The 21,667-nt window shown below is 32.3% G+C and carries 21 protein-coding genes and 1 tRNA gene; 11 read left to right on the top strand and 11 right to left on the bottom strand.

The genetic code is table 11. The features are described from left to right. Positions 1 to 32: 32 nt before the first annotated feature. Positions 33 to 1,301 carry an oligosaccharide flippase family protein gene (locus ACXHHC_RS14625; protein ID WP_458227110.1) on the bottom strand — a complete coding sequence of 423 codons (1,269 nt, stop codon included), beginning with the start codon at positions 1,299 to 1,301 and terminating at the stop codon, positions 33 to 35. A 134-nt stretch (positions 1,302 to 1,435) separates the two neighbouring features. Between ACXHHC_RS14625 and ACXHHC_RS14620 the strand changes: the two genes are divergently transcribed. After that, positions 1,436 to 3,517, top strand: a complete 2,082-nt coding sequence (locus tag ACXHHC_RS14620) for a tetratricopeptide repeat protein (RefSeq protein WP_458227109.1) — start codon at positions 1,436 to 1,438, stop codon at positions 3,515 to 3,517. Here the strand turns inward: ACXHHC_RS14620 and ACXHHC_RS14615 are convergent. From ACXHHC_RS14615 to ACXHHC_RS14585, 7 genes are read right to left on the bottom strand one after another with little or no spacing between them, the layout of a single operon-like run. Next, a complete protein-coding gene (locus ACXHHC_RS14615) occupies positions 3,509 to 4,285 on the bottom strand; it encodes a LytR/AlgR family response regulator transcription factor (protein WP_458227108.1) in 777 nt (258 codons plus the stop codon). The genes ACXHHC_RS14620 and ACXHHC_RS14615 overlap by 9 nt on opposite strands. A 10-nt stretch (positions 4,286 to 4,295) precedes the next feature. After that, entirely contained in the window at positions 4,296 to 4,613 is a 318-nt protein-coding gene (locus tag ACXHHC_RS14610; protein WP_458227107.1) for an Hpt domain-containing protein, read from the bottom strand. A gap of 3 nt (positions 4,614 to 4,616) precedes the next feature. Beyond that, positions 4,617 to 5,666: a sensor histidine kinase gene (locus tag ACXHHC_RS14605; protein WP_458227106.1), complete on the bottom strand. Its 1,050-nt coding sequence runs from the start codon at positions 5,664 to 5,666 to the stop codon at positions 4,617 to 4,619. Positions 5,667 to 5,668: 2 nt separating this feature from the next. Continuing rightward, on the bottom strand, positions 5,669 to 6,802 hold the full coding sequence (locus tag ACXHHC_RS14600) for an FIST signal transduction protein (protein ID WP_458227105.1): 1,134 nt from the start codon (positions 6,800 to 6,802) through the stop codon (positions 5,669 to 5,671). 10 nt (positions 6,803 to 6,812) lie between these two features. Continuing rightward, positions 6,813 to 8,792, bottom strand: coding sequence for a PAS domain-containing sensor histidine kinase (locus ACXHHC_RS14595; RefSeq protein WP_458227104.1), 1,980 nt, complete (start codon positions 8,790 to 8,792; stop codon positions 6,813 to 6,815). A 3-nt stretch (positions 8,793 to 8,795) separates the two neighbouring features. After that, positions 8,796 to 9,335, bottom strand: coding sequence for a heme NO-binding domain-containing protein (locus tag ACXHHC_RS14590; RefSeq protein WP_458227103.1), 540 nt, complete (start codon positions 9,333 to 9,335; stop codon positions 8,796 to 8,798). Continuing rightward, the gene (locus ACXHHC_RS14585) at positions 9,336 to 9,749 is read right to left on the bottom strand and encodes a response regulator (protein WP_458227102.1); all 414 of its coding nucleotides are present in this window, start codon (positions 9,747 to 9,749) and stop codon (positions 9,336 to 9,338) included. It abuts the gene before it with no gap. A gap of 288 nt (positions 9,750 to 10,037) precedes the next feature. Between ACXHHC_RS14585 and ACXHHC_RS14580 the strand changes: the two genes are divergently transcribed. Together ACXHHC_RS14580 and ACXHHC_RS14575 are read left to right on the top strand one after the other, a co-directional pair. After that, positions 10,038 to 10,193, top strand: a complete 156-nt coding sequence (locus ACXHHC_RS14580) for a hypothetical protein (protein ID WP_458227101.1) — start codon at positions 10,038 to 10,040, stop codon at positions 10,191 to 10,193. Positions 10,194 to 10,436: 243 nt separating this feature from the next. Next, entirely contained in the window at positions 10,437 to 10,592 is a 156-nt protein-coding gene (locus tag ACXHHC_RS14575) for a hypothetical protein (protein ID WP_458227100.1), read from the top strand. A 126-nt stretch (positions 10,593 to 10,718) separates the two neighbouring features. Here the strand turns inward: ACXHHC_RS14575 and ACXHHC_RS14570 are convergent. Together ACXHHC_RS14570 and ACXHHC_RS14565 are read right to left on the bottom strand one after the other, a co-directional pair. Further along, positions 10,719 to 10,792: transfer RNA gene (locus ACXHHC_RS14570), tRNA-Ile, on the bottom strand. Between the two features lie 60 nt (positions 10,793 to 10,852). After that, the gene (locus ACXHHC_RS14565) at positions 10,853 to 11,824 is read right to left on the bottom strand and encodes a polyprenyl synthetase family protein (RefSeq protein ID WP_458227099.1); all 972 of its coding nucleotides are present in this window, start codon (positions 11,822 to 11,824) and stop codon (positions 10,853 to 10,855) included. Between the two features lie 220 nt (positions 11,825 to 12,044). Between ACXHHC_RS14565 and ACXHHC_RS14560 the strand changes: the two genes are divergently transcribed. The 6 genes from ACXHHC_RS14560 to ACXHHC_RS14535 all read left to right on the top strand — a co-directional run bounded on the left by ACXHHC_RS14560 (position 12,045) and on the right by ACXHHC_RS14535 (position 19,776). Further along, complete coding sequence (locus tag ACXHHC_RS14560; RefSeq protein WP_458227098.1) at positions 12,045 to 12,650, top strand: TetR/AcrR family transcriptional regulator; 606 nt, start codon at positions 12,045 to 12,047, stop codon at positions 12,648 to 12,650. Positions 12,651 to 12,657: 7 nt separating this feature from the next. Beyond that, positions 12,658 to 13,986, top strand: a complete 1,329-nt coding sequence (locus tag ACXHHC_RS14555) for a TolC family protein (RefSeq protein WP_458227097.1) — start codon at positions 12,658 to 12,660, stop codon at positions 13,984 to 13,986. 15 nt (positions 13,987 to 14,001) lie between these two features. Further along, positions 14,002 to 15,138, top strand: coding sequence for an efflux RND transporter periplasmic adaptor subunit (locus ACXHHC_RS14550; RefSeq protein ID WP_458227096.1), 1,137 nt, complete (start codon positions 14,002 to 14,004; stop codon positions 15,136 to 15,138). A 7-nt stretch (positions 15,139 to 15,145) separates the two neighbouring features. After that, complete coding sequence (locus ACXHHC_RS14545) at positions 15,146 to 18,589, top strand: efflux RND transporter permease subunit (RefSeq protein ID WP_458227095.1); 3,444 nt, start codon at positions 15,146 to 15,148, stop codon at positions 18,587 to 18,589. A 99-nt stretch (positions 18,590 to 18,688) separates the two neighbouring features. Beyond that, positions 18,689 to 19,228 carry a porin family protein gene (locus ACXHHC_RS14540; RefSeq protein ID WP_458227094.1) on the top strand — a complete coding sequence of 180 codons (540 nt, stop codon included), beginning with the start codon at positions 18,689 to 18,691 and terminating at the stop codon, positions 19,226 to 19,228. Positions 19,229 to 19,293: 65 nt separating this feature from the next. Further along, the gene (locus ACXHHC_RS14535; protein WP_458227093.1) at positions 19,294 to 19,776 is read left to right on the top strand and encodes a regulatory protein RecX; all 483 of its coding nucleotides are present in this window, start codon (positions 19,294 to 19,296) and stop codon (positions 19,774 to 19,776) included. Positions 19,777 to 19,813: 37 nt separating this feature from the next. Here the strand turns inward: ACXHHC_RS14535 and ACXHHC_RS14530 are convergent, their stop codons facing one another. Then, a complete protein-coding gene (locus ACXHHC_RS14530) occupies positions 19,814 to 20,371 on the bottom strand; it encodes a hypothetical protein (protein WP_458227092.1) in 558 nt (185 codons plus the stop codon). A gap of 85 nt (positions 20,372 to 20,456) precedes the next feature. On the opposite strand from ACXHHC_RS14530, the gene ACXHHC_RS14525 reads away from it, so the two are divergent. Both ACXHHC_RS14525 and ACXHHC_RS14520 read left to right on the top strand, forming a co-directional pair. Continuing rightward, positions 20,457 to 21,095, top strand: coding sequence for a thioredoxin family protein (locus ACXHHC_RS14525; RefSeq protein WP_458227091.1), 639 nt, complete (start codon positions 20,457 to 20,459; stop codon positions 21,093 to 21,095). 52 nt (positions 21,096 to 21,147) lie between these two features. Next, positions 21,148 to 21,624 carry an ABC transporter ATPase gene (locus ACXHHC_RS14520; protein WP_458227090.1) on the top strand — a complete coding sequence of 159 codons (477 nt, stop codon included), beginning with the start codon at positions 21,148 to 21,150 and terminating at the stop codon, positions 21,622 to 21,624. Positions 21,625 to 21,667: the final 43 nt, after the last annotated feature.

The raw sequence follows: 21,667 nt of genomic DNA, 5'->3' as shown, positions 1-21,667 counted from the left end.
AACGACTTGTATCAATCGACTAATGGTAAATATTACGCTTCCTTTGGAGCAACCATCTTTTTGTTGCTTTCCCATGCAAAAAAGGCTAACTGTATGCACAACAAAGACAACATAGCAATCATCTGCATATGAACCACTTGCTCTAAACTATTATGATACAAAACGATTAACACCACTTGCATTCCTCCAAAAATTGCAGAAACCAATACGGGAACATATCTATCCAAAGACAAAAAGTAATATGCAAAAATATTAGCAACAGCAAAAACACCCGTAGCAAAAGCATACTTCCACATTAAATTAGCTATAGATACATAAGCATCTCCAAACAAAAGCTTTACAATTAACACGGGGAATAATTTACATGCAACAATAATAATTACCGCTATAAACGATATGTATACCACATATTTTGTTAAAACTTTGGTGGTATTCTTCCCTTCTTTATGCAACTGAACCACGGTAGGCAATAGCAACATTACAAACATCCATGCTATAAAATACACAATTCTACCTATCAACGCTAAAGATGCATACAACCCAGCATCGTATGGATTAAAATAGTGTTTTACTAAAAGTATATCGCTATTATTAATTATGATTTGTGACAACTCATAGAAAGCCGTTATTAGAAAGAATTTTTTGATTAAAATCCAATTTTCACTAGGTAAAGAAATATAACTTTTAAGATACTCTTTATTAAATTTAAACGGGAACAAACCAACTAGTAACGATACTAAAACCCCCAAAGCAATTACTTCTGAAGACCTCGTTGGAAACAAAAACACAAGTACAAGCGTTATGGCAAGTCTAGACAACATTTCTAACTGATAAGTAATAGAAAGCAACTTAAACTCCTTTTTACCTTGATACAAACCTCTGTTAACACTCATAAAAAAATACAAAGGTATTCCCAAGCCGAAAATGGTAAACATATTAGACGTTGTGGTATGAAATATATCTTGTAGCTGACCTGCAAAAAGCACGACCAAAGCACCAAATGCTACCCCAGCTATAGTAGAATACTTGTATATTTTAGCGACAAAAGGATTGTAAAACTCGTTGGGAATTGTTACTGAAAATTTTGCGACAACCAATTGAAATGTCATGGCAACAAAAGAAAGAATCAATAACATTGTAATAAGGATCGCAGCATCAGAAAAGTGAGCTGGCCCTAAAATTCTCCCAAGTAAAAGATTGTATAAATAATTTCCTCCATTTACTACAAGAGCACTTAACATGAATAAATTTTCTTGTGTAAAAATTCTTTTTCTAGCAATAGACATAGCGATATTTTTCATTTCAAGCTGTATTACAATTTATTACAAAAAAACAGCAAAGCAGTCATGTTGCTTATTTTTTTCGTCTAATCGCAATTTATTATCGATGAATGAATGAATTTTAATACGTAAATTGTGAATGAAAAATGCTCGCAATGAAAAAAACTTTCTTTCTATTTCTTTTTGTAACAAGTCTTTGTTTTTCGCAACAAATGCAGAAGGGTTTTAATTTTTTAGAAACTGGACAATACGCCAAAGCAGAGGTGTTCTTTTCTAAAATTTTAACAGATTTTCCTAAAAACAAAACTGCAAAATTATGTTATGGTAGAGCTGTAGGTTTAAACGGTAAACCAAACAAAGCAGTAACAATATTTACCGAAATGTTGAGCGATTACCCTAACGACTTTGAGATAGAGTTAAATTATGCTGAATCTTTACTCTGGAGCAATCAGTTTGAAAAAGCAGAAAAATTTTACGAGGCATTGATCCAAAAAAACGACCAAAGCTTTGCTGCCTTACTGGGTTATGCAAACACTTTTTCGAACCTAAAGAAATACGACAATGCTTTAGACTACGTAAACAAAGCACTAGAAGTAATCCCTGGAAATCCAAACGCGATGGTTTCTAAAAAGTACATCTATTTAGGAATGGCCAATCAACAAGTACAAAACCAAGAATACGACGAAGCGATTGAAAACCTACTTAAAGATTTAGAGCTTTTTCCAAACGACAAAGACATTTTACTAAATTTAGGAAACACCTATATTATTGCCAAAAAGTACACAAGTGCCACTGATGTTTACAACAACATGCAACAAGACACCACTTTATACTTTACTGCAAAAAACAACCTATCCTTAATAGCACACTTACAAGACAAGAACAAAATGGCTTTGGAGATAAGCAAACAAACTCTTGCAGAAATTACTCCTAACAGCACTCCTAAAGACACAAAAAACACTCAAGAAAGATATGCCCAAGCTTTAATTTGGAATGGAAAATACAAAGACGCTAAAAAATTTATAGATAAAATTTCTGAAGGAAAAGAACCCCAAAGTTGGATTCTAGGTCTCCAAGCGACCTTATACACATACACCGGAGATTTTAAAAATAGCCTTACAAAATACGATCAAATTTTAGACAAAGACATTGCCTCTTTTGATGGTAATCTTGGAAAAGCAAATGCTCTAAAAGCAAACAACAGAATTAAAGAAGCTTTAAACGCAGCAAACACAACCTTAACTCATTTTCCAAATCAAAAAGATGCGGTAAATTTTATAAAAACAATAAAAACAAGCTTCACTCCTATTTTAAACACAAAAGCTAGTCATAGTTACGACATTGGAGAAAGTAAAAACAATACTTACGAACTTTCCCTAACCTTACCTGTAAGTATAAAAACAAGTATCTTAACATCTTTTAATCAGAAAAACGCAACAAACAATAGAACAAATAATGAGAGTACCTCTGAAACTATGAACTTTGGTTTATCGTATCAATTACACTCTAAAATTAACGTTACAGGAACTATAGGAACCAACAGAGTACAAGGATCAAACAATGGAGAAAAAACAGAATACGATCAAGCAACCGCTCTTGTTCTTTTTAAAACAACTCCATTTAAACGTCAAAATTTAGACATTGGATACAAAAGAGAAACTCAAAACTTTAATGCGGAATTATTAAACAAAGAAATTGTGTTAAACGATGTGTTTCTTAACTACAACCTAAACACAACTTTTAACCTTGGTTGGTTTACACAATACTTTTACACTTTCCAGAGCGATCAAAACAAAAGACACTTACTATTCACCTCTTTGTACTACAACCTTTTAAAAAAACCTGCTATAAAAACAGGAATGAATTTTCAATACATTACGTATGCAGAACAAAAGCCTACTACTTATTTTAGTCCTTCGGCGTTTAAGTCTGTGGAACTTTTTGTAAATCTTATAAAAGACAAATTGTCTGCAAAAAACAACACTCTTTTTTACGGGATCACTGCTGCATATGGATACCAATATATAGAGAAAAACCCAAAAATAAGTGCTTATAGAGCACAAGCCAATTTAGGTTATAAATTTAACGACTATGCCTTACTAGACACTTATTACTCTTTTAGTAATATTGCAGCAGCAGCAGTAAACCCTAACGATGTTGGTTTTGAGTATACAGAATTTGGACTGAAATTTACTTGGAGATTTTTAGAAAAACCCTTGTTTAAATCTTTACAATAGATTTAAACGTTTCATTAACTCTGGTCTATTAGATCGGCTTACAGGAACTACGTCTTTTTTTATCAATACACTATTATCTTCAATATCAATAATCATTTTGGTATTGATAATATAAGACCTATGAATCTTAAGAAACAAATCACCAGGTAATTTGCTTTCTATTTTTTTCATAGTAGAATGTACTATATAGTTTTTTTCCTCTGTCTTAATCTGAATATAATCTCCTTTAGCTTCTATTAAATAGATGCTTGGAATATTAATTTTCACCAGTCTTCTATCAATATTTACATAAAGTTCGTTGTCTGTTTCTTCTTGTTTAGAAGTAGCATCTAATGCTATGGCAGAAGATTCTTTATCTACCGGTATTGAATTAGACAACAATGCTTCGTTAGGCTTCTCCTGTACAGGATTCACTTTTTTTACTTTGGCTACTTTCTGAATGGCTTTAAGAAACCTAGGCAACTCCAAAGGCTTTACAATATAATCCACTATGCAATCGTACTCAAAAGCATCAATTGCAAAGTTTCTGTCTGAAGTAATTAAAATAACCTGTGGAGGATTTTTTATTGTTTGAATAAAATCAAATCCTGTAAAATCAGGCATATGAATGTCTAAGAAAATCAAATCAACCTGATTCTGATTTAAAAACTTTATTGCCTGGATAGCGTTTGGAAACTCTTCTAATACATGCAAACTTTCTTCATGTCCACAAAGTCTTCTAATAACCAATCGCGATGTAGCTTCATCATCGATAATAATACAATTCATAGATTCTTTTTTAAAGCGATGCTAAAAACGTTGTAATTGTTACTAAAACCTCCTCAAATTCCTCCTTCAATTGGTAATTCCCATCCCTAAGGTTTTCTTCATAATCCATCGCAATTTCATAACTTTCTTCCAAACCTAATATACTAAATTTATGTTTAATCTTATGAACTATTTCTGCAATTGCTATTTTATTATCAGCTAGAATATTTTGCTTGTAGACATCTTTCTCTAATGGAAACTCCATTTTAACAACCCCAATCATTTCTTTTTCAAACTCAGTATCTCCACCCGATATTTCTTTAATATAATTAAGATTTGGCTTTTCCATATGCTATTTTTTTAATGTAAAATAAAACGTTGTTCCAACTCCAACTTCAGAATTCACCCAAATTCTACCATGGTATAACTCTACAATTTTCTTAACCATAGACAATCCTATTCCTATAGACTTGTGACTATTTTCGGCCTCTAATCTAAAGAATGCTTTAAAAATCTTATCCAAATAATTATGCTCTATTCCTTTACCATTATCTCTTACATAGAACTCATAAAACTTACCAACGTCTACAAAACCTATCTCTACACTTCCAATTTCTTTATCGTTGTACTTTATAGAGTTCACTAACAAATTTTGAAACAACTGCTGAAGTCTATACTTATCTCCAAGAATCGTAGGTAAATTCTGTATTACATTAATTTCTATATTATTAGGCACCTCTATAAAACGAATCAACTCGTGCATTAAAACGTTTAAATCTACTTTATAAGGCTGGTAATTATTCTTATCTATGGTAGAATACTCTAAAATCCCCGTAATTAAGGAGTCCATTTTTTCTACATTGGTTCTTATCAAGCCTAAAGTTTCCTTTCCTTCAGTATCTAAAAACGAACTATAGTCTTCTACCAACCATGCTGTTAACGCATCTATACTTCTTAAAGGAGACTTTAAATCATGAGAAACCACATGTGCATATTCACTTAGCTCTTCGTTTTGACTTGCCAATTCATCTAACAACTCTGCTCTTTCTTTATTTATTCTAACAATTTCTTGTGCTTGCTTCTCCATTAAAGCGGTTAAATTCTCCTGAGAAACATCTTGCAAAGCCCCTAATTCATCTCTTTGTTCTCCGTTTAATGCTGCAACCACATTCTTTAATTGTTCTATAATTTCTTGTTGTTGCTTTGCATCATCTCTTAAACGTTGATTAGCCTCGTACAATTCTTCAGAACTAATCATCATACTTCGCTGCAGCATTCCAAATTGATTCTCGTAATTATCGTAAGACCTCCCTATTGTTTCCAAAAAAAGCCCTAGTTCAGACTCTTTTTCAACATTCTCAAACCCATATTTTTTTAGTTGTCTTTTTAGTAATGGATTCATTTTTATTCGCTTATTAAAGTGAGAGTTATTGTTTGGTTATGGAGTTTACACCTATCCTGACCGTTAAACGGAACAATCTCTCCATAGGAATAAAAACCACACACAGTAGAAGAATCTCCCGCTACCTCTACCACATTTTCCACCTCTTCTTCTACTCTTTGATCGAGTACTAACTTTCGCCCTATACAACTTACAAACAGAATAAGTTCTGCTGCTTTTTCTCTTTCTTCATTGGCTATATTTATTGCATTTTCTGCTGCTAAAACAATATTATCAACATTACTCATCATTAAATGAACCGTTGACTCTTCGGGAACATCTCCTGCCAAAATCATAGCATTTTTTTCTTCGTCTATTCCCAAAACAGTTCTTACTATAGACTGATCGTCTCCTACAACTTTTACATCTAACGGATACAATAAAGCAGCACTAGGCAACTCTTTTGATTTTTCTCCTAAGTACAGTTTGTAAAGATCTAATGCTGGCTTTCCATCTAACTCATACAATACATTCCCATCAGATTTAGTTATCGTTCTCTGAGGACCAAAACGTGTCCAACCTCCAGAACTAGAAAACGACACTTCAATTGTATCTCCATAAAACCCAACAGCAACAACCTCTCCTTCTTTTGGTGCTTCGTTGTAAGCAGTTATTGTTTTTTCAAAACGTTCTGCATCTCCACACAAACCTCCCGTAACCAAAACCTCAGATGGTAATGAATTTTCTATTCCCTGAGCAAGCTTACTACCATTTACAAAGCTTCCTTCAGAAATTATCATTACATATTTTAAATTCTCTTTTGGAAATTTAGCCATTAAATCTTGTCCTGTTCTATAGCTATCTTTATCTGTCTCTAACAAGCTACTTCTTTTTACTAAAAAGTTAGTGTTCTCAAACTCAATTGCGGTAACTACTACTTCTTTATCTTCAATAGAAGTATTGGTAACATGCCCACAAGTAGAACCAATTACAATATGTCCGTCGGTAAAAATTTCTCTTACCTCTTTATAAATGGCTATCTCATCTAAAACCAAACGATTCCCAAAAACCAACACCAAAGGCTCCTTTAATGTCAACATTTCCCCAATAGGATTCCAATTTCCAGTAAGACTCCTTTTTAATTGAACTTTTTTCATAGCAGAATTTTTATTTTTTTAACGTAAAATAGAAAGTTGTCCCTTCTCCAAAAGTACTTTCCAACCACACCCTTCCATGATGTAGTTCTACAATTTTTTTCACTATAGACAAACCAATTCCAGAAGAGTCTTTTCGCTCTTCTAAAGAATTAAAAATTTCAAAAATTTTATCAAAGTACACTTTCTCTATTCCTATTCCATTGTCTGTAACAGAAAATTCATAATAACCACCAATATCTTTACATCCAATAGATACGATTCCCTCTTCCTTATCGCAAAACTTAATAGCATTGCTCAATAAATTCTGAAATACTTGCTGTAATTTTACTTTATCGCCACTAAGCGTAGGCAACATATCTTTGGTGTTAATTTTAATGTGCTCTGGTGTATACATTACTTCCAACAAATCATTTACTAGTTCCTGTATGTTCACCTGCCCATTTAACTGTACATTGGCACCAACACTAGAATAGGCCAATACATCTGAGATGAGCCCCTCCATTTTTTCTAATGTTTTTTCAATCATTTGAAAATTCTCCAAAGTTGTATCGTTTAGATTACCAACATTATCTTCTTTTATCCAAGAAATTAATGCATCTATACTACGCAAAGGAGATTTTAAATCGTGAGACACCACATGTGCATATTCCTGAAGATTTTCATTACTTTTTTCTAATTCTTTAAGTAATTGTTCCTTCTGGCTTTCTAATGCTTTTAGCTTGGTAATATCAAAGTTAATAGCAATAGTTCCTATATAGACTCCATTTAAGTTGTAGTTTGGAGCACCACTTACCAACAATATCTTTTCTTCTCCTCTTCTATTCTTTATTTTTATTTCATAAGAATCAGAAATTCCTTGCTGTCTTCTTTTGGCCAAAGCCACAAAATCTTCTTTATCCTTTTCCTCTAAAAAGAAATCTATAGCTCTTTGTCCTTGTAATTCAGATTTATTGTACCCAGATAACTCTTCAAAACTTTGATTTACATAAATAATCCTTCCAGCTTTATCCATCTCCATTAAGCCCAAATTCATATTCGCAATAATATTACTATACTTTTGCTTTTCTGCCTCTAAACTTTTTTGATATTTCTTTCTTAAGGTTATGTCTTTAAAGTTCCAAAGATGCCCTTTGTAGGTATTATCCTTAAAAATAGGTGTGTATTCTCGTTTTAAAACTCGCCCATCGGTTAGTTCTATTTCTTCACCCTCTAACACTTTTCTATCGTGTAAGATCTCTATAGTTCTAGGAATAAAATCTTTAGATGTTTTAGAAATAAAGTTCGATTTTTTGATAACATCTACAACCTGTTTCCCTTTTAAATCTGCAGGCTTAGACTCTATTTCTAGCAGGTCGCAAAAACTTTGATTTGTTAGTACAATTTCCCCTTCTTGATCCTCTAAAACAACTCCACTTTCTAAACTTAATAACAGGGTAGACATTCTATCCTCCGACTCCATTAACTTTATCTTGGCTTTGTTCTGCTTGGTAATATCTCTAAAAATTCCTTGGGCTGCTACTGGCTTATGATGCTCATCGTAAATAATACTTGCATTTAAATGCACAAGTCTCTCTTCTTCTTGTTTCGTTTTTAAAGTAATTCTTAAATCTGCAATTCTTCCTTTAGAATGTAACGAATGAAAAGAACTTTCTATAATATGAAGTTCCTCTGGAATGGTTAACTTCATTAAATTAAGGCTAGACTCCGAGAGTTTGTAACCTGTCAGTTCCTCTGCAGCTTGATTCATTTTGATCGCATTTCCAAATAGATCCATCATAATATAAGGATCTACAATGTTCTCAAAAAAACCTTTTAACTCAGAGTTTTTTACCTGAAGCAATGCCTCTACTTTTTCCTTAGAATCTTTAATTTTTTGATTTAAATAAAAAAGTTCTTCAGATTTTTTTTCTAAAATTTCTTCTGCTTGTTTTCTTGCAGCTCTTTCTCTGGCTAATGTGCGTTTTAATATTTCTATTTCACGACTACTCATAACCTAAGATCTTACTAGTATGAACTTAACTTCCGTTCCGTCTTCTTTTAATTTTTCGTAAGTGATTTCTGCATTTTGACCAAATAGTTTAAAAGTCTCTTCCATAAGTCCTTTCCCTAGCATATACAATCCTTTATCAGATTTGTATATCATCTCCATTTTGTTCTCATCTTGACTAACCATTTCAAAGGTAGGCAACTGGGCATCGGGATAAATTTTTTGTACCTCTACATGAATGTGGTTTTCTATAGAAGATAACAAAATCATTGGATCTTTGTAATGTTCTACAAGATTAGGATGTGCTTTGGTAAGCCCTTTAAATAAGTGTTGAGAAAAAACCAACAGTAGATCATCTGCTGCTATAGAAGTATTCTTGCTAAGACTGGTAATAAGCTGTAACATTTCGGAAAACTCGTATGTTCCTATTGATGTATATGCTCCACCAGACTCTAGCTCAGATTCAGTTATAATTTGATCCACCATTTCTAGTCCAAACTTCTCTTCTACTAACTCTAAAAATTCCGTAAATATAATTCCCTTCATCTATACTGTTATTAACTGATTTACACTCCAGTAAGCTAGAAGTTTCTCTATCTTGGACACATAATCCTCGTACTTTAAGGGTTTAAGAACATACCCCGCAATTCCAATTTTATAACACTCTAGCAAATCTTTTTTATTATTAGAAGTACTTAAAATAACTGTAGGAATGTATTTTAAGACTTCATCGTTTTTAAGGATCGTTAAAAACTCAATACCATTGATTTTTGGCATGTTTAAATCTAATAAAATAATATCTGGCAACCTATCTTTTTGCGCTAATATTTTTAATGCATCCTCCCCATTTACAGCATTTTGTAGGCTGTGATCTAAACTCAATTTAGAGATTGCTCTCTTAAATTTCATTACCTCAATAGTATCATCTTCTATTAACAAGATATTTAATTTAGACCCCATAATGCTAAAATTGTTAGTTGATTGTTGTTTTATTGTTCTGCCCCAAAGTATAAAAGTAATTTATAAACAACTCGAATCCCTTTAAACTCGATGTGTCCATTTTAACTATCGATGAAATGCAACTTACTATCGACGAATGGTAAAAACTGGTATTATTTGTGTGTTTTTTCAGCTCATCGAGCTTTCTAAACTTACGACAATAGGATAATTACCATTAAACGAAAGTTTGTAAAATCACGATTACATGCAACTTACTTTTGATGAAACAAACTTTAAATGGAAAGCACTATGAAAAATTTAACCTACAACCAATACGTAAATCTTATAGAAAAAACTAGAGGTACCAATCATTACTTACATATAGAAATGTATAAGGATGCAAAAAAGAATTTAATTCCAGAGCAGTTTATACAACTACAGCAACAACTTGCTAAACCTGCCTAGAGATGGTTATTTAAACAAGCACTTAAATTAACATAAGTTAAAAAGAAAGAAATAGAGACGTTAATTAATTGTTAATTAAACTTTAATTTAATACCTTAATCATGTCGAAATGAATTTTTAGCGTAAGTAATAATTAAAATTAACTCGTAAGTGAAAGCTACCCCCTCTATCATTTTCACGTTAAGAACCACATACCCTAAACTGATTTTCTTCACATTACACACTAACACTAAACTTTCTACTATGAAAAAACTTACTTACAATCAGTACTTTGATTTGATTCAAAAAGCCAAAGATACAAGCCCTTATTTGTATGTATCAACGTTTAAAGATGCAAAAGAGAATTTAGTACCCGAACATTTTAACTTATTACAACAACGAATTGCTAAAGTAGCTTAGCAATTATAAAAACTAAAAGAAAGCCATCTATAAATTTATAGATGGCTTTTTTAATTTTAGTTACTTACTAAATACGTGGAAACAAAAAAAGCTCCACTAAAAAGTGAAGCTTTTGGCTTTAGGTAGTGGTCCCACTAGGGCTCGAACCTAGGACCCCCTGATTATGAGTCAGGTGCTCTAACCAGCTGAGCTATGAGACCTAAAGCGGTGGCAAATTTACTATATTTTTACATTCGAGCAAACATTTTTTATGCTTATTACTAAACAGTTCTACCCATTAAATAATTTCCGAAAGCAATTAGTTGATTTTTAGACTCATTGCTAATATTTAAATGCTCTAACTCCGAAAAAGATTTTTGAGTATACAACGCTATTTCTTCTTTAATAGCCGTTACAGCTCCAGATTTTTCGAACAATTGTTTAACGTCATGAATCTTCTTTTCTTCGTTTGCACCTTCTTTGGTGTAATAACTAGTAAACAATTCTAAATCTTCTCCTTTTAAGGCTTGTTCTGCTTTTAATACTAAAAACGTCTTTTTGTTTTCTACAATATCACCTCCTACCTTTTTACCAAAAGTTTTAGGATCTCCAAAAGCATCTAAATAATCATCTTGTAATTGAAAAGCCAATCCAAGATTTAATCCAAATTGATAAAAAGCTTTGGCTTCCTTATTAGAAGCCTCTGCAATAATAGCTCCCATTTCTAATGCGGCTGCTACCAAAACAGATGTCTTCAATCGAATCATCTCTATATATTCATCCACTGTAACATCATTTCTAGTTTCAAAATCTACATCGTATTGTTGCCCTTCACAAACCTCAATAGCCGTTTTTTGAAACAACTGCATCAACTTCTTATAAATACCAGCTTCATAAACTTCTAAATACTGGTTTGCCATAATCATCATAGCATCACCAGACAATATAGCAGTGTTTACATCCCATTTTTCATGAACTGTTTCTTTCCCTCTTCTTAAAGGAGCATCGTCCATAATATCATCGTGCAGTAAGGTAAAATTATGAAACACCTCAACAGCCATTGCTGCATTTAATCCTTTTTTAAAATCTTTTCCAAAAGCATGTAAACTCATTAAAACCAATAAAGGTCTTATTCTTTTCCCCCCTAATTTTAATATATAATCTACTGGTTTATATAAATTTGAAGGCTCTTTAATTTGAACCTGATCTTCTAAAAAAGATAAAAAAGAATCTCTGTAAGTTGATAAATCCATGAAATGAAATTTTAGGGTAAATGTATAACAAACTTGCACTTTACAAAAGCCTAACTTAAACTTTAAAAAAGGCTAAGGAAACTAATTTGCTTCTTAAAGTTTCCTTTTGTTACTTTATGTAGTATTCTTATTAACATTGATTAAAAAAATAAACCAAGGAAACTTTTAATGTTTTATTAGTTTCCATTTTACATATATTTGCTGTGAAATTCATCAATACATGAAAGAAAAAATTTTAAACAAAGCCAACGAAATGTTCTTAACCTATGGTTTTAAGAGCGTTACTATGGACGACATATCTAAGGATTTAGGGATTTCTAAAAAAACTATTTACACTCATTTTAGTAACAAAACAGATTTGATAAACGAAACCACCTTGTTTATGCATGAAAATATTGAGTGTGGTATCAACGAAATTTGTGAACAAAACCTAAATGCAATAGAAGAGCTATTTGAAGTAAAGAGGTTTGTTCTTGAGAAATTAAAAAATGAAGAAAGTTCTCCTTTTTACCAACTTCAAAAATTTTTCCCAGAAATACATCAAAACCTAAAAACCAAACAACTAGCAGCTGTTAACGACTGTATTGTTAGAAATATAGAAAAAGGAATTGCTTCTGGAAGCTATAGGAATAATATAGATATTCAATTTATATCTAGAATGTACTATGTTGGTATTGTAGGAATAAAAGATGAAGAAATTTTTCCTAAACAATCATTTAAACAAACAGAACTAATGGAGTTAGTTCTAGATTACCACATTAGAGCCATTGCTACAAATAAAGGATTAGAAATACTAAATACAATAACAAACAACCAAATAAAATAACAACACTATGAGAAAATCGTTTTTTCTACTTGTATGTATTCTTACATACTTTGTAATTCCCTTGCAGCTAAAAGCGCAAGAAAAAAATTCTTTTTCTTTGCAAGAGGCTATTAATTATGCGCTTGCACACAACAGATCGGTTAAAAATGCCGATTTGGATATTAAAAGAGCTAAATGGAGAAAATGGGAAGCTATATCTGCAGGGCTTCCACAAATTAATGGTAAGATTGAATACACCAACAATGTATTACTTCCAGACGAACTAAGTGCTACTGGTAGTGAGGAAGGACCTAACTTATTGGCTTTCATTTTCCCAAAACAACAAATTAAACCTGCAGCAACCTTAACACAATTAATTTTTGATGGTACTTATTTAGTTGGGTTACAATCTGCAAAGGTTTTCTTAGAGATTTCTGAAAATGCTAAAGAAAAAACAGATAAAGAAATTATCAAAGCCGTTACAAACACTTATGGAAATGTACTACTAAACCAAGAAAGTTTAAACATTGTAGACAAAAACATAAAAAGTTTAAACCTTACTATTAACGAAACAAGCAAGTTATTAGAAAATGGTCTTGTTGAAGAAGAAGATTTAGAACAACTAAAAATTACATTAAACAATTTAGAGAACAACAAAACTAGATTAGAGCAGTACTCTGACTTTTCTAAGGATTTGTTAAAGATGTTATTGGGTATTGAAGAAAACAAAACCTTAACCATTACAGACTCTTTAGACCTTCTTACTAAAGATGCAATATTCACTCCTACTCTTACCAAAAACTTCTCTATTTTAAACAATATAGATTATAAAATTGCCGAAAACAATGTTGAAGCAAAAAGATTACTATACAAAGCCGAGCAGGCAAGAGTACTTCCTAGTATTGCTGGATTTGCCAATATAGGAACCTTAGGAATTGGTCAAGAATTTGGAGATTTTTACGATCAGCAGTGGTTTACAACAGGAACAGTAGGTTTATCTATTGACTTTCCAATTTTTACTTCGTTCCAAGGAAAAGCTAGAAGAAAACAAACACTTTTAGACTGGGATAAAGCTAAAAACGAATTAACAGATGCTAAAATTAAAATTAACCTAGATGTTAAAAATGCTTTGGCAGATTTAGAATTGGCACAAAATACATTAACAAACAAAAAAGACAACTTGTCTTTAGCAGAAAGAATTGAAAAGAAAAACAACATTAAATACAAAGAAGGTGTATCTACTAGTTTTGAGTTAAGACAGGCTCAAATGCAATTGTACAGTAGTCAAAATGAATACTTACAAGCCATGGTAGATCTTATCAATAAAAAAGCTGAACTAGAATCTTTAACAAAATAAAACAACAATAAAATCATGAAAAAAATATTAACACTAACAGGACTAGCAGTTGTTATACTCGTTTCTTGTCAACCAAAAGCCACTTCTACAGAAGACATTATAAAATCTAATGATTTAAAGGCTATCAAGACTCAAAGAGTTTCTTTATTACAAGAAATTAAAAGCTTAGAAACTGCTATTTCTAAATTAGATACCGTAAAGAAATTGGCCTTAGTTTCTACAACTAAACTTAAAGTAACGGACTTTTACCACACTTTTGAAGTACAAGGAAATGTAGAAACAAAACAAAACTTATTAATTCAACCAGAATTTAGCGGAAACTTAAAAAGAGTTTTAGTTAAAGAAGGACAAAAAGTAAGCAAAGGGCAAGTGATTGCAATTATTGACGATGCAGGTTTAAAAAACCAACTAGCACAAGCAGAAGCACAGGCAGATTTAGCCAACATTACTTTTGAAAGACAAGAGCGTTTATGGAATCAGAAAATAGGTTCTGAAATTCAGTTCTTACAAGCAAAAGCAAACTACTTAGCTAGTAAAAATCAAGTTGCACAAATAAAAGCACAATTAGACAAAGTAAATGTTAGAGCTCCTTTTACAGGAACAATTGACGACATTATTACAGATGAAGGTTCTTTGGTAAGCCCTGGACAGAATCCTATTGCTCGTATTGTAAATTTAGACAACATGACTATTACGGCTCAAATCCCAGAAACGTACATCACTTCGGTTACCAAAGGAAAAACCGTAAAAGCAGTGTTTCCTATCCTAGGAACAGCAGCAGCAACAACAGTTAGCTCTACTGGAAGCTTTATAAACCCTGCTAGTAGAAACTTTAAAATAGAGATGAATGTACCTAAAGAAGTGGATGCAAAACCTAACATGACCGTTAAATTAAACATTAACGATTACCACAACGAACATGCTTTTTTAATTCCACAAAGTATTATTTCGGAAAACGAGCATAACGACAAGTACGTCTATGTAATTGCTAAAAAAGGAAAAACGGCTACTGCTAAAAAGACCTTTATCGAAACAGGAAAAACACAAGGAGACAACATTGAAATTTTAAAAGGATTGGCAGAAGGTGCTGAGATTATTATCGAAGGTGCAAGATCTGTAAAAGACAATCAAGAAGTTTCTATCATAAAGTAACAAGATTATGAACAACAAAAAGACCATAAAAGAATTTGTGCTGTCATCGTGGGCTATAAACAACACGACCACTATTTATGTATTGATTGCACTGATCTTTATTCTAGGTTTGTCTGCTTACAATAGTTTGCCTCGTGAAGACTTTCCAGAGATTAAAGAAGTTAAAATATATGTAAATGCAATTTACCCAGGTAATACAGCAGAAGATATAGAACGTTTAATTGTAGATCCTTTAGAAGAAAAACTAGAGGGAATAAGTAACGTAAATAAAATTAACTCTACATCTGAAGAAGGTATGGGGGTAATTATTATTGAGTTTGATGAAAAATTAACCGTTGAACAAGCAAAAGTTAAAGTAAAAGACCAAGTAGATGCTGTAAAAGCAGGAGAAGACTGGCCTACATTTAACGGAGCTAAAGTAGATCCTGCTGTTTTTGACTTAAACATTGCAGAGGAAACTCCAATTATGAACGTAAGTATTTCTGGAGACTACCCTGTAGAAAAGTTAAAAGAATATGCTGAATTGGTTCAGGATAAAATTGAAGAAATTAAGGAAATTAAAGATGCAGATATTCGTGGTGCACAAGACAAAGAAGTAGAAGTTGCTGTGGACATTTATAAAATGATGGCCGCAAAAGTAAGCTTTGATGATATCTTAAACGCCATCCGCCAAGAAAATATAGCAACTTCTGCTGGTAACTTAATTATTAGCGGACAACGTAGAACCATTCGTGTTTTAGGAGAAGTTCAAGATCCTAAAGAATTAGAAAACTTTGTTGTTAAAAAACAAGGTGGAATTGTTTACCTAAACGATGTAGCGGAAGTTAAGTTTCAAGAAAAAGAAAAGACTACATATGCACGCGAGTGGGGACACAATGTAGTTATGATGGACGTTAAAAAACGTAGTGGTAAAAATATGGTGGCTGCTACCGATCAGGTAAAGGAAGCTATTAAGTATGCTGAAAAAAACCTACTACCCAAAGATTTAAAAGTATCTATATCTAACGACATGTCTTCTAAGACATTAAATCAAGTAGACGAACTCGTAAACAATATCATCTTTGGTATTTTATTAGTAGTTACCGTATTAATGTTCTTCTTAGGATTCCGTAACGCACTATTTGTAGGTTTTGCTATTCCTATGTCTATGTTTATGTCTTTTATGTTGATTGAAGCATTAGGATATACCATGAACACTATGATTCTTTTTGGAATGATTATGGGACTAGGAATGTTGGTAGATAACGGTATTGTAGTAGTAGAAAACGTATATCGTTTAATGGAAGAAGAAGGAATGAATCGCCTAGAAGCTGCCAAAAAAGGTATTGGTGAAATTGCAGGTCCTATTATTATTTCTACCTTAACCACTGTAGCTGCCTTTGTACCCTTAGGTTTATGGCCAGGTGTAATGGGGCAGTTTATGATTTACTTCCCGCTTACTTTATCTATTGTATTAGGATCTTCTTTATTTGTAGCCCTATTCTTTAACTCGGTATTGGTATCTCAGTTTATGAATATCGATCAGAAAATACTAAGCGTAAAACAACTGGTAAGACTAACTATTATACTGGCTGTTTTAGGAATTCCTATTTTACTATTTGGAGGTGCTTATAGAGGATTAGGAAGTGTAATGTTAGTTACAATTGTATTATTCTGGGCTTACAAATACGGAATAAAAAAATTAGCTACTTGGTTCCAAAATGTTGTATTGGTTGGTTTTGAAAATTTCTACGAGAAGTTCTTACGTTTTGCGTTGAATTCATGGAGACCTTATGTATTTGTAATTGGAACTATTATATTGTTAGTTGCTTCTTTTGCATTCTTTGGTGCCTCTGTAGAATCTGGTAGAACTAAGGTTGAGTTCTTCCCAGACAACACACCTAACCAAATTATTGTGTATTTACAATACCCACAAGGAACAGATATTGAAAAAACAAATGCCATTACCAAAAAAGTTGAAAAAGACGTCTATAAAGTACTAAACAACGAAATGTATTTTAAAGACGGAGAAAACTTTATGGTAGAATCTGCTGTATCTCAAGTAGGTATGGGAGCAGGAAATCCACAAACAGACAGTGGAAGTCCAGACATGCCGCATAGAGGTAAAATTACCGCTTCTATGAGACAGTTTAAATACCGTAATGGATTAGATTCAGAAGAATTACGTATCAAGGTACAAGAAGCCTTAAAAGGTAAGTATCCTGGACTATCTATATCTGTGGAAAAAGAAGCAGTAGGACCTCCTGCAGGATATCCTATCAACATAGAAATTCAGGGAGACGATTATGATGAGTTAATTGCCGTTGCGAATAAAATGCAATTATTTATTGCAGAAAAAAATGTTCCGGGTGTTGATGAGCTTAAAGTAGACGTAAACAAACAAAAGCCAGCTTTAGAAGTAGTGGTTGACCGTAAAAAATCTGGTGCTTTAGGAGTGCCTGTAGGAATGGTTGCCAACCAATTACGTAGATCTATCTTTGGAGAAAAAGGAGGCGTTTATAAAGAAAATGGTGAAGATTACGATATTTATGTTCGTTTTAAAGAAGAAGATAAAACCAACACGAGCGCTATCTTTAATCAAAACATTATTTTCCGTAGTCAGATAGACGGACAATTAAAAGAAGTACCTATTTCTGCTGTTATTACAAAGAAAAACACTTCTTCGTTTAGTGCTATTAAGCACAAAAATGGAAAAAGAACTGTTACAGTATACTCTGCTTTAGCCCCTGGTTTTACAGATGCTGGAGCGGTAGTAAAACAAATTGTAGCAGAAATGGCAGATTTTGATGCTCCTAAAAGCGTAACATTTGATTTTACAGGACAAATTGAAGAGCAAAACAAACAAATGGCCTTTTTAATGGGAGCCTTGTTTACTGGACTAGGATTGATTGCGTTTATCTTGGTATTCCAATTCAATTCGGTTACCAAACCAGGAATTATTATGTTCGCTATTTTCTTAAGTTTTACAGGTGTATTCTTTGGATTGATTGGAGCTGGAATGAACTTTGTAATTATGATGACTATGATGGGAATTATTTCGCTCGCTGGTATTGTAGTAAACAACGGTGTGGTATTATTAGACTACACACAGTTATTGTTTGACAGACGTGCTGAAGAGTTAGCATTACCCGAAGGAAAGGTTATTAGTGTGGCAGATGCTTACGAAGCTATTGTAAAAGGAGGTAAAGCACGTTTAAGACCTGTAATCTTAACCGCTATTACTACCGTAATTGGTTTAATTCCTTTAGCACAGGGTATTAATATAGATTTCTTCGGATTATTTAACGAAGGAGATGCACATATTTATGTAGGTGGAGACAACGTTATATTCTGGGGGCCTTTAGCATGGACAGTAATCTTTGGATTGACCTTTGCGACTTTCCTTACCTTAGTAATTGTACCAATAGTTTTCTACTTGTTGCATAAATTAAAAGTGAGAATTAAGAACTAATTAATTATAGAATTCAAAATAAAGCAGCCTGTGTATTTTCACAGGCTATTTTATTTACAGTATAACCTAAAGTTAACTTTGAAATATTAGCTTCGTCTTATGAAAAAAATTCTATTATTAGTAGTAGTTGCTGTACTAGGTATTAGCACTGCAAAAGGACAAGATTCTAAATTTGGAATTACTGCTGGTTATTCCAGTATTACTCAAAAATTTGAAAGTGATGGTTTTGATATTAGTGCAGATGAATCTGGTTTTTTTATTGGGTTATTTACAGAAATAACTTCGAGTGAAACTTTACGCATTCAGCCTAGCTTATTGTTCTCTAGTTATAGTTTTGAAGACATTGATGGTGAAGATGAGACATTTAAGGTTTTACAACTTCCAATTTTGGCAAAATATTATTTAGCAGAATCAGTTTATGCTGCTGTAGGTCCTCAAATCAACTATATCTTAGAAGAATCAGAAGATGATTACACAAACTTTGGTATAAATTTGACAGTAGGAGCTGGATATGAAATAAGCGAAAACTTATCTGCTGATCTTACCTATAGTTTTCAGTTAAACAATTCGTACACTGGTAGTGAAGATGCAAGTATAAAGAACAACTTCTTTAATATTGGTTTAGCCTATAAGTTCTAAATATTAAATAATTAAAAGTAAGAAGCCTGTTTGTACATACAAACAGGCTTCTTACTTTTGTAACAATGCTACAAAAAAAATCACAAAAAACATATACTGTAGAAGAAGCCAAAAGAGCTTTAGAGAACTATTGCGTTTACCAAGATCGTTGTCATAAAGAAGTAGAAGATAAACTACGTAAAATGAATATGATTCCAAAAGCGTGCGAAGTTATTTTACTGCACTTAATGGAACACAACTTTTTAAACGAAGAACGTTTTGCCCAAAGCTTTGCAAGAGGAAAATTTAGAATTAAAAAATACGGTAAGGTTAGAATAACGCAAGAACTAAAATTACGAAACATTTCGGAGTACAATATTAGAACTGCTTTAAAAGAAATAGACACTTCAGACTACTTCGATACGCTTGCAAATCTTAGCGAACAAAAATGGCAAAACACCAAGGAGCCTAACTTCTTTAAGAAAAAGAAAAAAGTAGTAGATTTTTTACTTCGTAAAGGCTACGAGTCTCATCTTATTTTCGAGGCTTTAGAAAAATATGATATGTAGATGTTGATTTGTTTAGTTAAAAACAATGCACTCTACTCTATTGAATTGAATCGAGTTTAGAAAAAACAAAATTCTCTTTTACCAATTCATTTTCAAAATCTATTTGTTTGTATACAGCATCTATTTTTCTATTTATCATTCTAAAAATAACAAATAGACCCTGTGTTTGTTTTTTTACTTCTGGAATTGTAATTGCAGGAATATTCTTCATCTCCTTTAACCTTAGAGATTGATTATACAATGCATTTAATCTTGCTCTAACACCTCTTATCTTTAGTTGAGTTACGGTAATAGAATCTTTCATCAATTTTACATTGTCTACCAATTCTTCCGATATATTTAAAGCTTCGTTAGGAGTATTATTTTTTAATTTCTCCAGAGTTTCCACCACCTTATGATAACCTTTCCAATTCGCAATAGAATCTTTGTAGACCACTGCTTCTGCCTTTAAGGTATCAAATTGCACAAATTCATCTTTAGGATTCGAATATTTTTTCTGTTCTTGAGTATTTTCTTCAGAGATTGAAACTTTTTTATCAGTCTCACAAGCCGCTAAAACACTCATTAACAAGGTGTAAAATATTATTTTTTTCATAGGATCAAATATAGTAAGATTCTTTAGTGATTTTATGTAAGCAACAAAAAATCTTGCGTCTAAAAGTATGTTAAAAACTAAAACTATGCCGAATTTATCAGATGCCATTTACAGTACTTTAAGAAATTCTTTTAGTTACAATGAGTATCAAGAAAAAATGCTAGCCTTTGTAGAAACTAAAAGCAGCTCTGGAACTGACCAATCCGAAGAAATGGTGAAATACACAAAACTAAACCAATCTAGAATGAAACGTTTGAATAAAACGCTTACGATAGATGATGATTCTTTAAAAACAATTCACAGTATAAATGAAAAATATACTTGGTTGGTCTTAACCGAAAGCTGGTGCGGAGATGCAGCACAAACAATGCCCGTAATGCACAAAATTGCCGAACAAACCCCCAATATTGATCTAAAAGTTGCTTTTAGAGATGAAAACTCAACGTTAATGAATTATTTTTTAACCAATGGTAATGCTGCCATTCCAAGGTTAATTATCTTAAACGAACAAGGTAAAGTTGTTGGAGACTGGGGGCCTAGACCAACTACAGCTACAAAAAAGGTGAACGATTTTAAAAGAGAACACGGAGGTCTTACTACCGAGTTTAAAGAGCAATTACAAATATGGTACAACAAAAATAAAGGAGTAGATACACTAAATGATCTAAAAGTATTAATGATAAATATTGTTATAAAAAACGAAACCGTACTTTTTGACAAATAATTACCCATATTTTGCAGATTGCTAATATATTTGTGGCTAAACCAAAACAGGTATGTTAGTAGACTTTGATCAGCTAGAAAATAACGCTAAGATTTTTTTATATCCTAGCAACAAAAAATTCTACCCCGATTTGTTAATTCAAATCCAAAAAGAGGTTGAAGAATTTATGCAAAATTGGACTACTAACAACAGTATTAAAGCTAGCTTTAAAATTGACTATCAAAGGTTTATTATTATTGGTATCAACCCAGAAAAACCAGTAACTACTTCTTTAATTGATGAGTTGGTTTCTTTTATTTTTAAACTACAGTCTACGCACAACATTGAACTGTTAGACAAACTAAATGTTTGCTTTAAACAAGGAGAGCATGTTCAATACAAAGAAGTTAAAGAGTTTAAAAAACTCATTAAAAACAAAAGTGTTACAGCCAATACCATTGTTTTTAACAACCTCATCAACACCAAAGAAGAATTAGAGTCAGACTGGGAGCTACCGGCAGAAGATACTTGGTACAATAGAATGTTTTAAAACCTTTGATTTTCTTAACTACTTTTTCTGTATCTAAATCTTG

It is taken from the genome of Wenyingzhuangia sp. IMCC45574, assembly GCF_054182685.1.
This window is presented reverse-complemented; position numbering and strand designations above follow the sequence as displayed.

Bases quoted from the DNA above. Each gene is read 5' to 3' on its own strand.
- ACXHHC_RS14625 (WP_458227110.1), bottom strand. From the start codon at position 1,301: ATGAAAAATATCGCTATGTCTATTGCTAGAAAAAGAATTTTTACACAA.
- ACXHHC_RS14620 (WP_458227109.1), top strand. From the start codon at position 1,436: ATGAAAAAAACTTTCTTTCTATTTCTTTTTGTAACAAGTCTTTGTTTT.
- ACXHHC_RS14615 (WP_458227108.1), bottom strand. From the start codon at position 4,285: ATGAATTGTATTATTATCGATGATGAAGCTACATCGCGATTGGTTATT.
- ACXHHC_RS14610 (WP_458227107.1), bottom strand. From the start codon at position 4,613: ATGGAAAAGCCAAATCTTAATTATATTAAAGAAATATCGGGTGGAGAT.
- ACXHHC_RS14605 (WP_458227106.1), bottom strand. From the start codon at position 5,666: ATGAATCCATTACTAAAAAGACAACTAAAAAAATATGGGTTTGAGAAT.
- ACXHHC_RS14600 (WP_458227105.1), bottom strand. From the start codon at position 6,802: ATGAAAAAAGTTCAATTAAAAAGGAGTCTTACTGGAAATTGGAATCCT.
- ACXHHC_RS14595 (WP_458227104.1), bottom strand. From the start codon at position 8,792: ATGAGTAGTCGTGAAATAGAAATATTAAAACGCACATTAGCCAGAGAA.
- ACXHHC_RS14590 (WP_458227103.1), bottom strand. From the start codon at position 9,335: ATGAAGGGAATTATATTTACGGAATTTTTAGAGTTAGTAGAAGAGAAG.
- ACXHHC_RS14585 (WP_458227102.1), bottom strand. From the start codon at position 9,749: ATGGGGTCTAAATTAAATATCTTGTTAATAGAAGATGATACTATTGAG.
- ACXHHC_RS14580 (WP_458227101.1), top strand. From the start codon at position 10,038: ATGAAAAATTTAACCTACAACCAATACGTAAATCTTATAGAAAAAACT.
- ACXHHC_RS14575 (WP_458227100.1), top strand. From the start codon at position 10,437: ATGAAAAAACTTACTTACAATCAGTACTTTGATTTGATTCAAAAAGCC.
- ACXHHC_RS14565 (WP_458227099.1), bottom strand. From the start codon at position 11,824: ATGGATTTATCAACTTACAGAGATTCTTTTTTATCTTTTTTAGAAGAT.
- ACXHHC_RS14560 (WP_458227098.1), top strand. From the start codon at position 12,045: ATGAAAGAAAAAATTTTAAACAAAGCCAACGAAATGTTCTTAACCTAT.
- ACXHHC_RS14555 (WP_458227097.1), top strand. From the start codon at position 12,658: ATGAGAAAATCGTTTTTTCTACTTGTATGTATTCTTACATACTTTGTA.
- ACXHHC_RS14550 (WP_458227096.1), top strand. From the start codon at position 14,002: ATGAAAAAAATATTAACACTAACAGGACTAGCAGTTGTTATACTCGTT.
- ACXHHC_RS14545 (WP_458227095.1), top strand. From the start codon at position 15,146: ATGAACAACAAAAAGACCATAAAAGAATTTGTGCTGTCATCGTGGGCT.
- ACXHHC_RS14540 (WP_458227094.1), top strand. From the start codon at position 18,689: ATGAAAAAAATTCTATTATTAGTAGTAGTTGCTGTACTAGGTATTAGC.
- ACXHHC_RS14535 (WP_458227093.1), top strand. From the start codon at position 19,294: ATGCTACAAAAAAAATCACAAAAAACATATACTGTAGAAGAAGCCAAA.
- ACXHHC_RS14530 (WP_458227092.1), bottom strand. From the start codon at position 20,371: ATGAAAAAAATAATATTTTACACCTTGTTAATGAGTGTTTTAGCGGCT.
- ACXHHC_RS14525 (WP_458227091.1), top strand. From the start codon at position 20,457: ATGCCGAATTTATCAGATGCCATTTACAGTACTTTAAGAAATTCTTTT.
- ACXHHC_RS14520 (WP_458227090.1), top strand. From the start codon at position 21,148: ATGTTAGTAGACTTTGATCAGCTAGAAAATAACGCTAAGATTTTTTTA.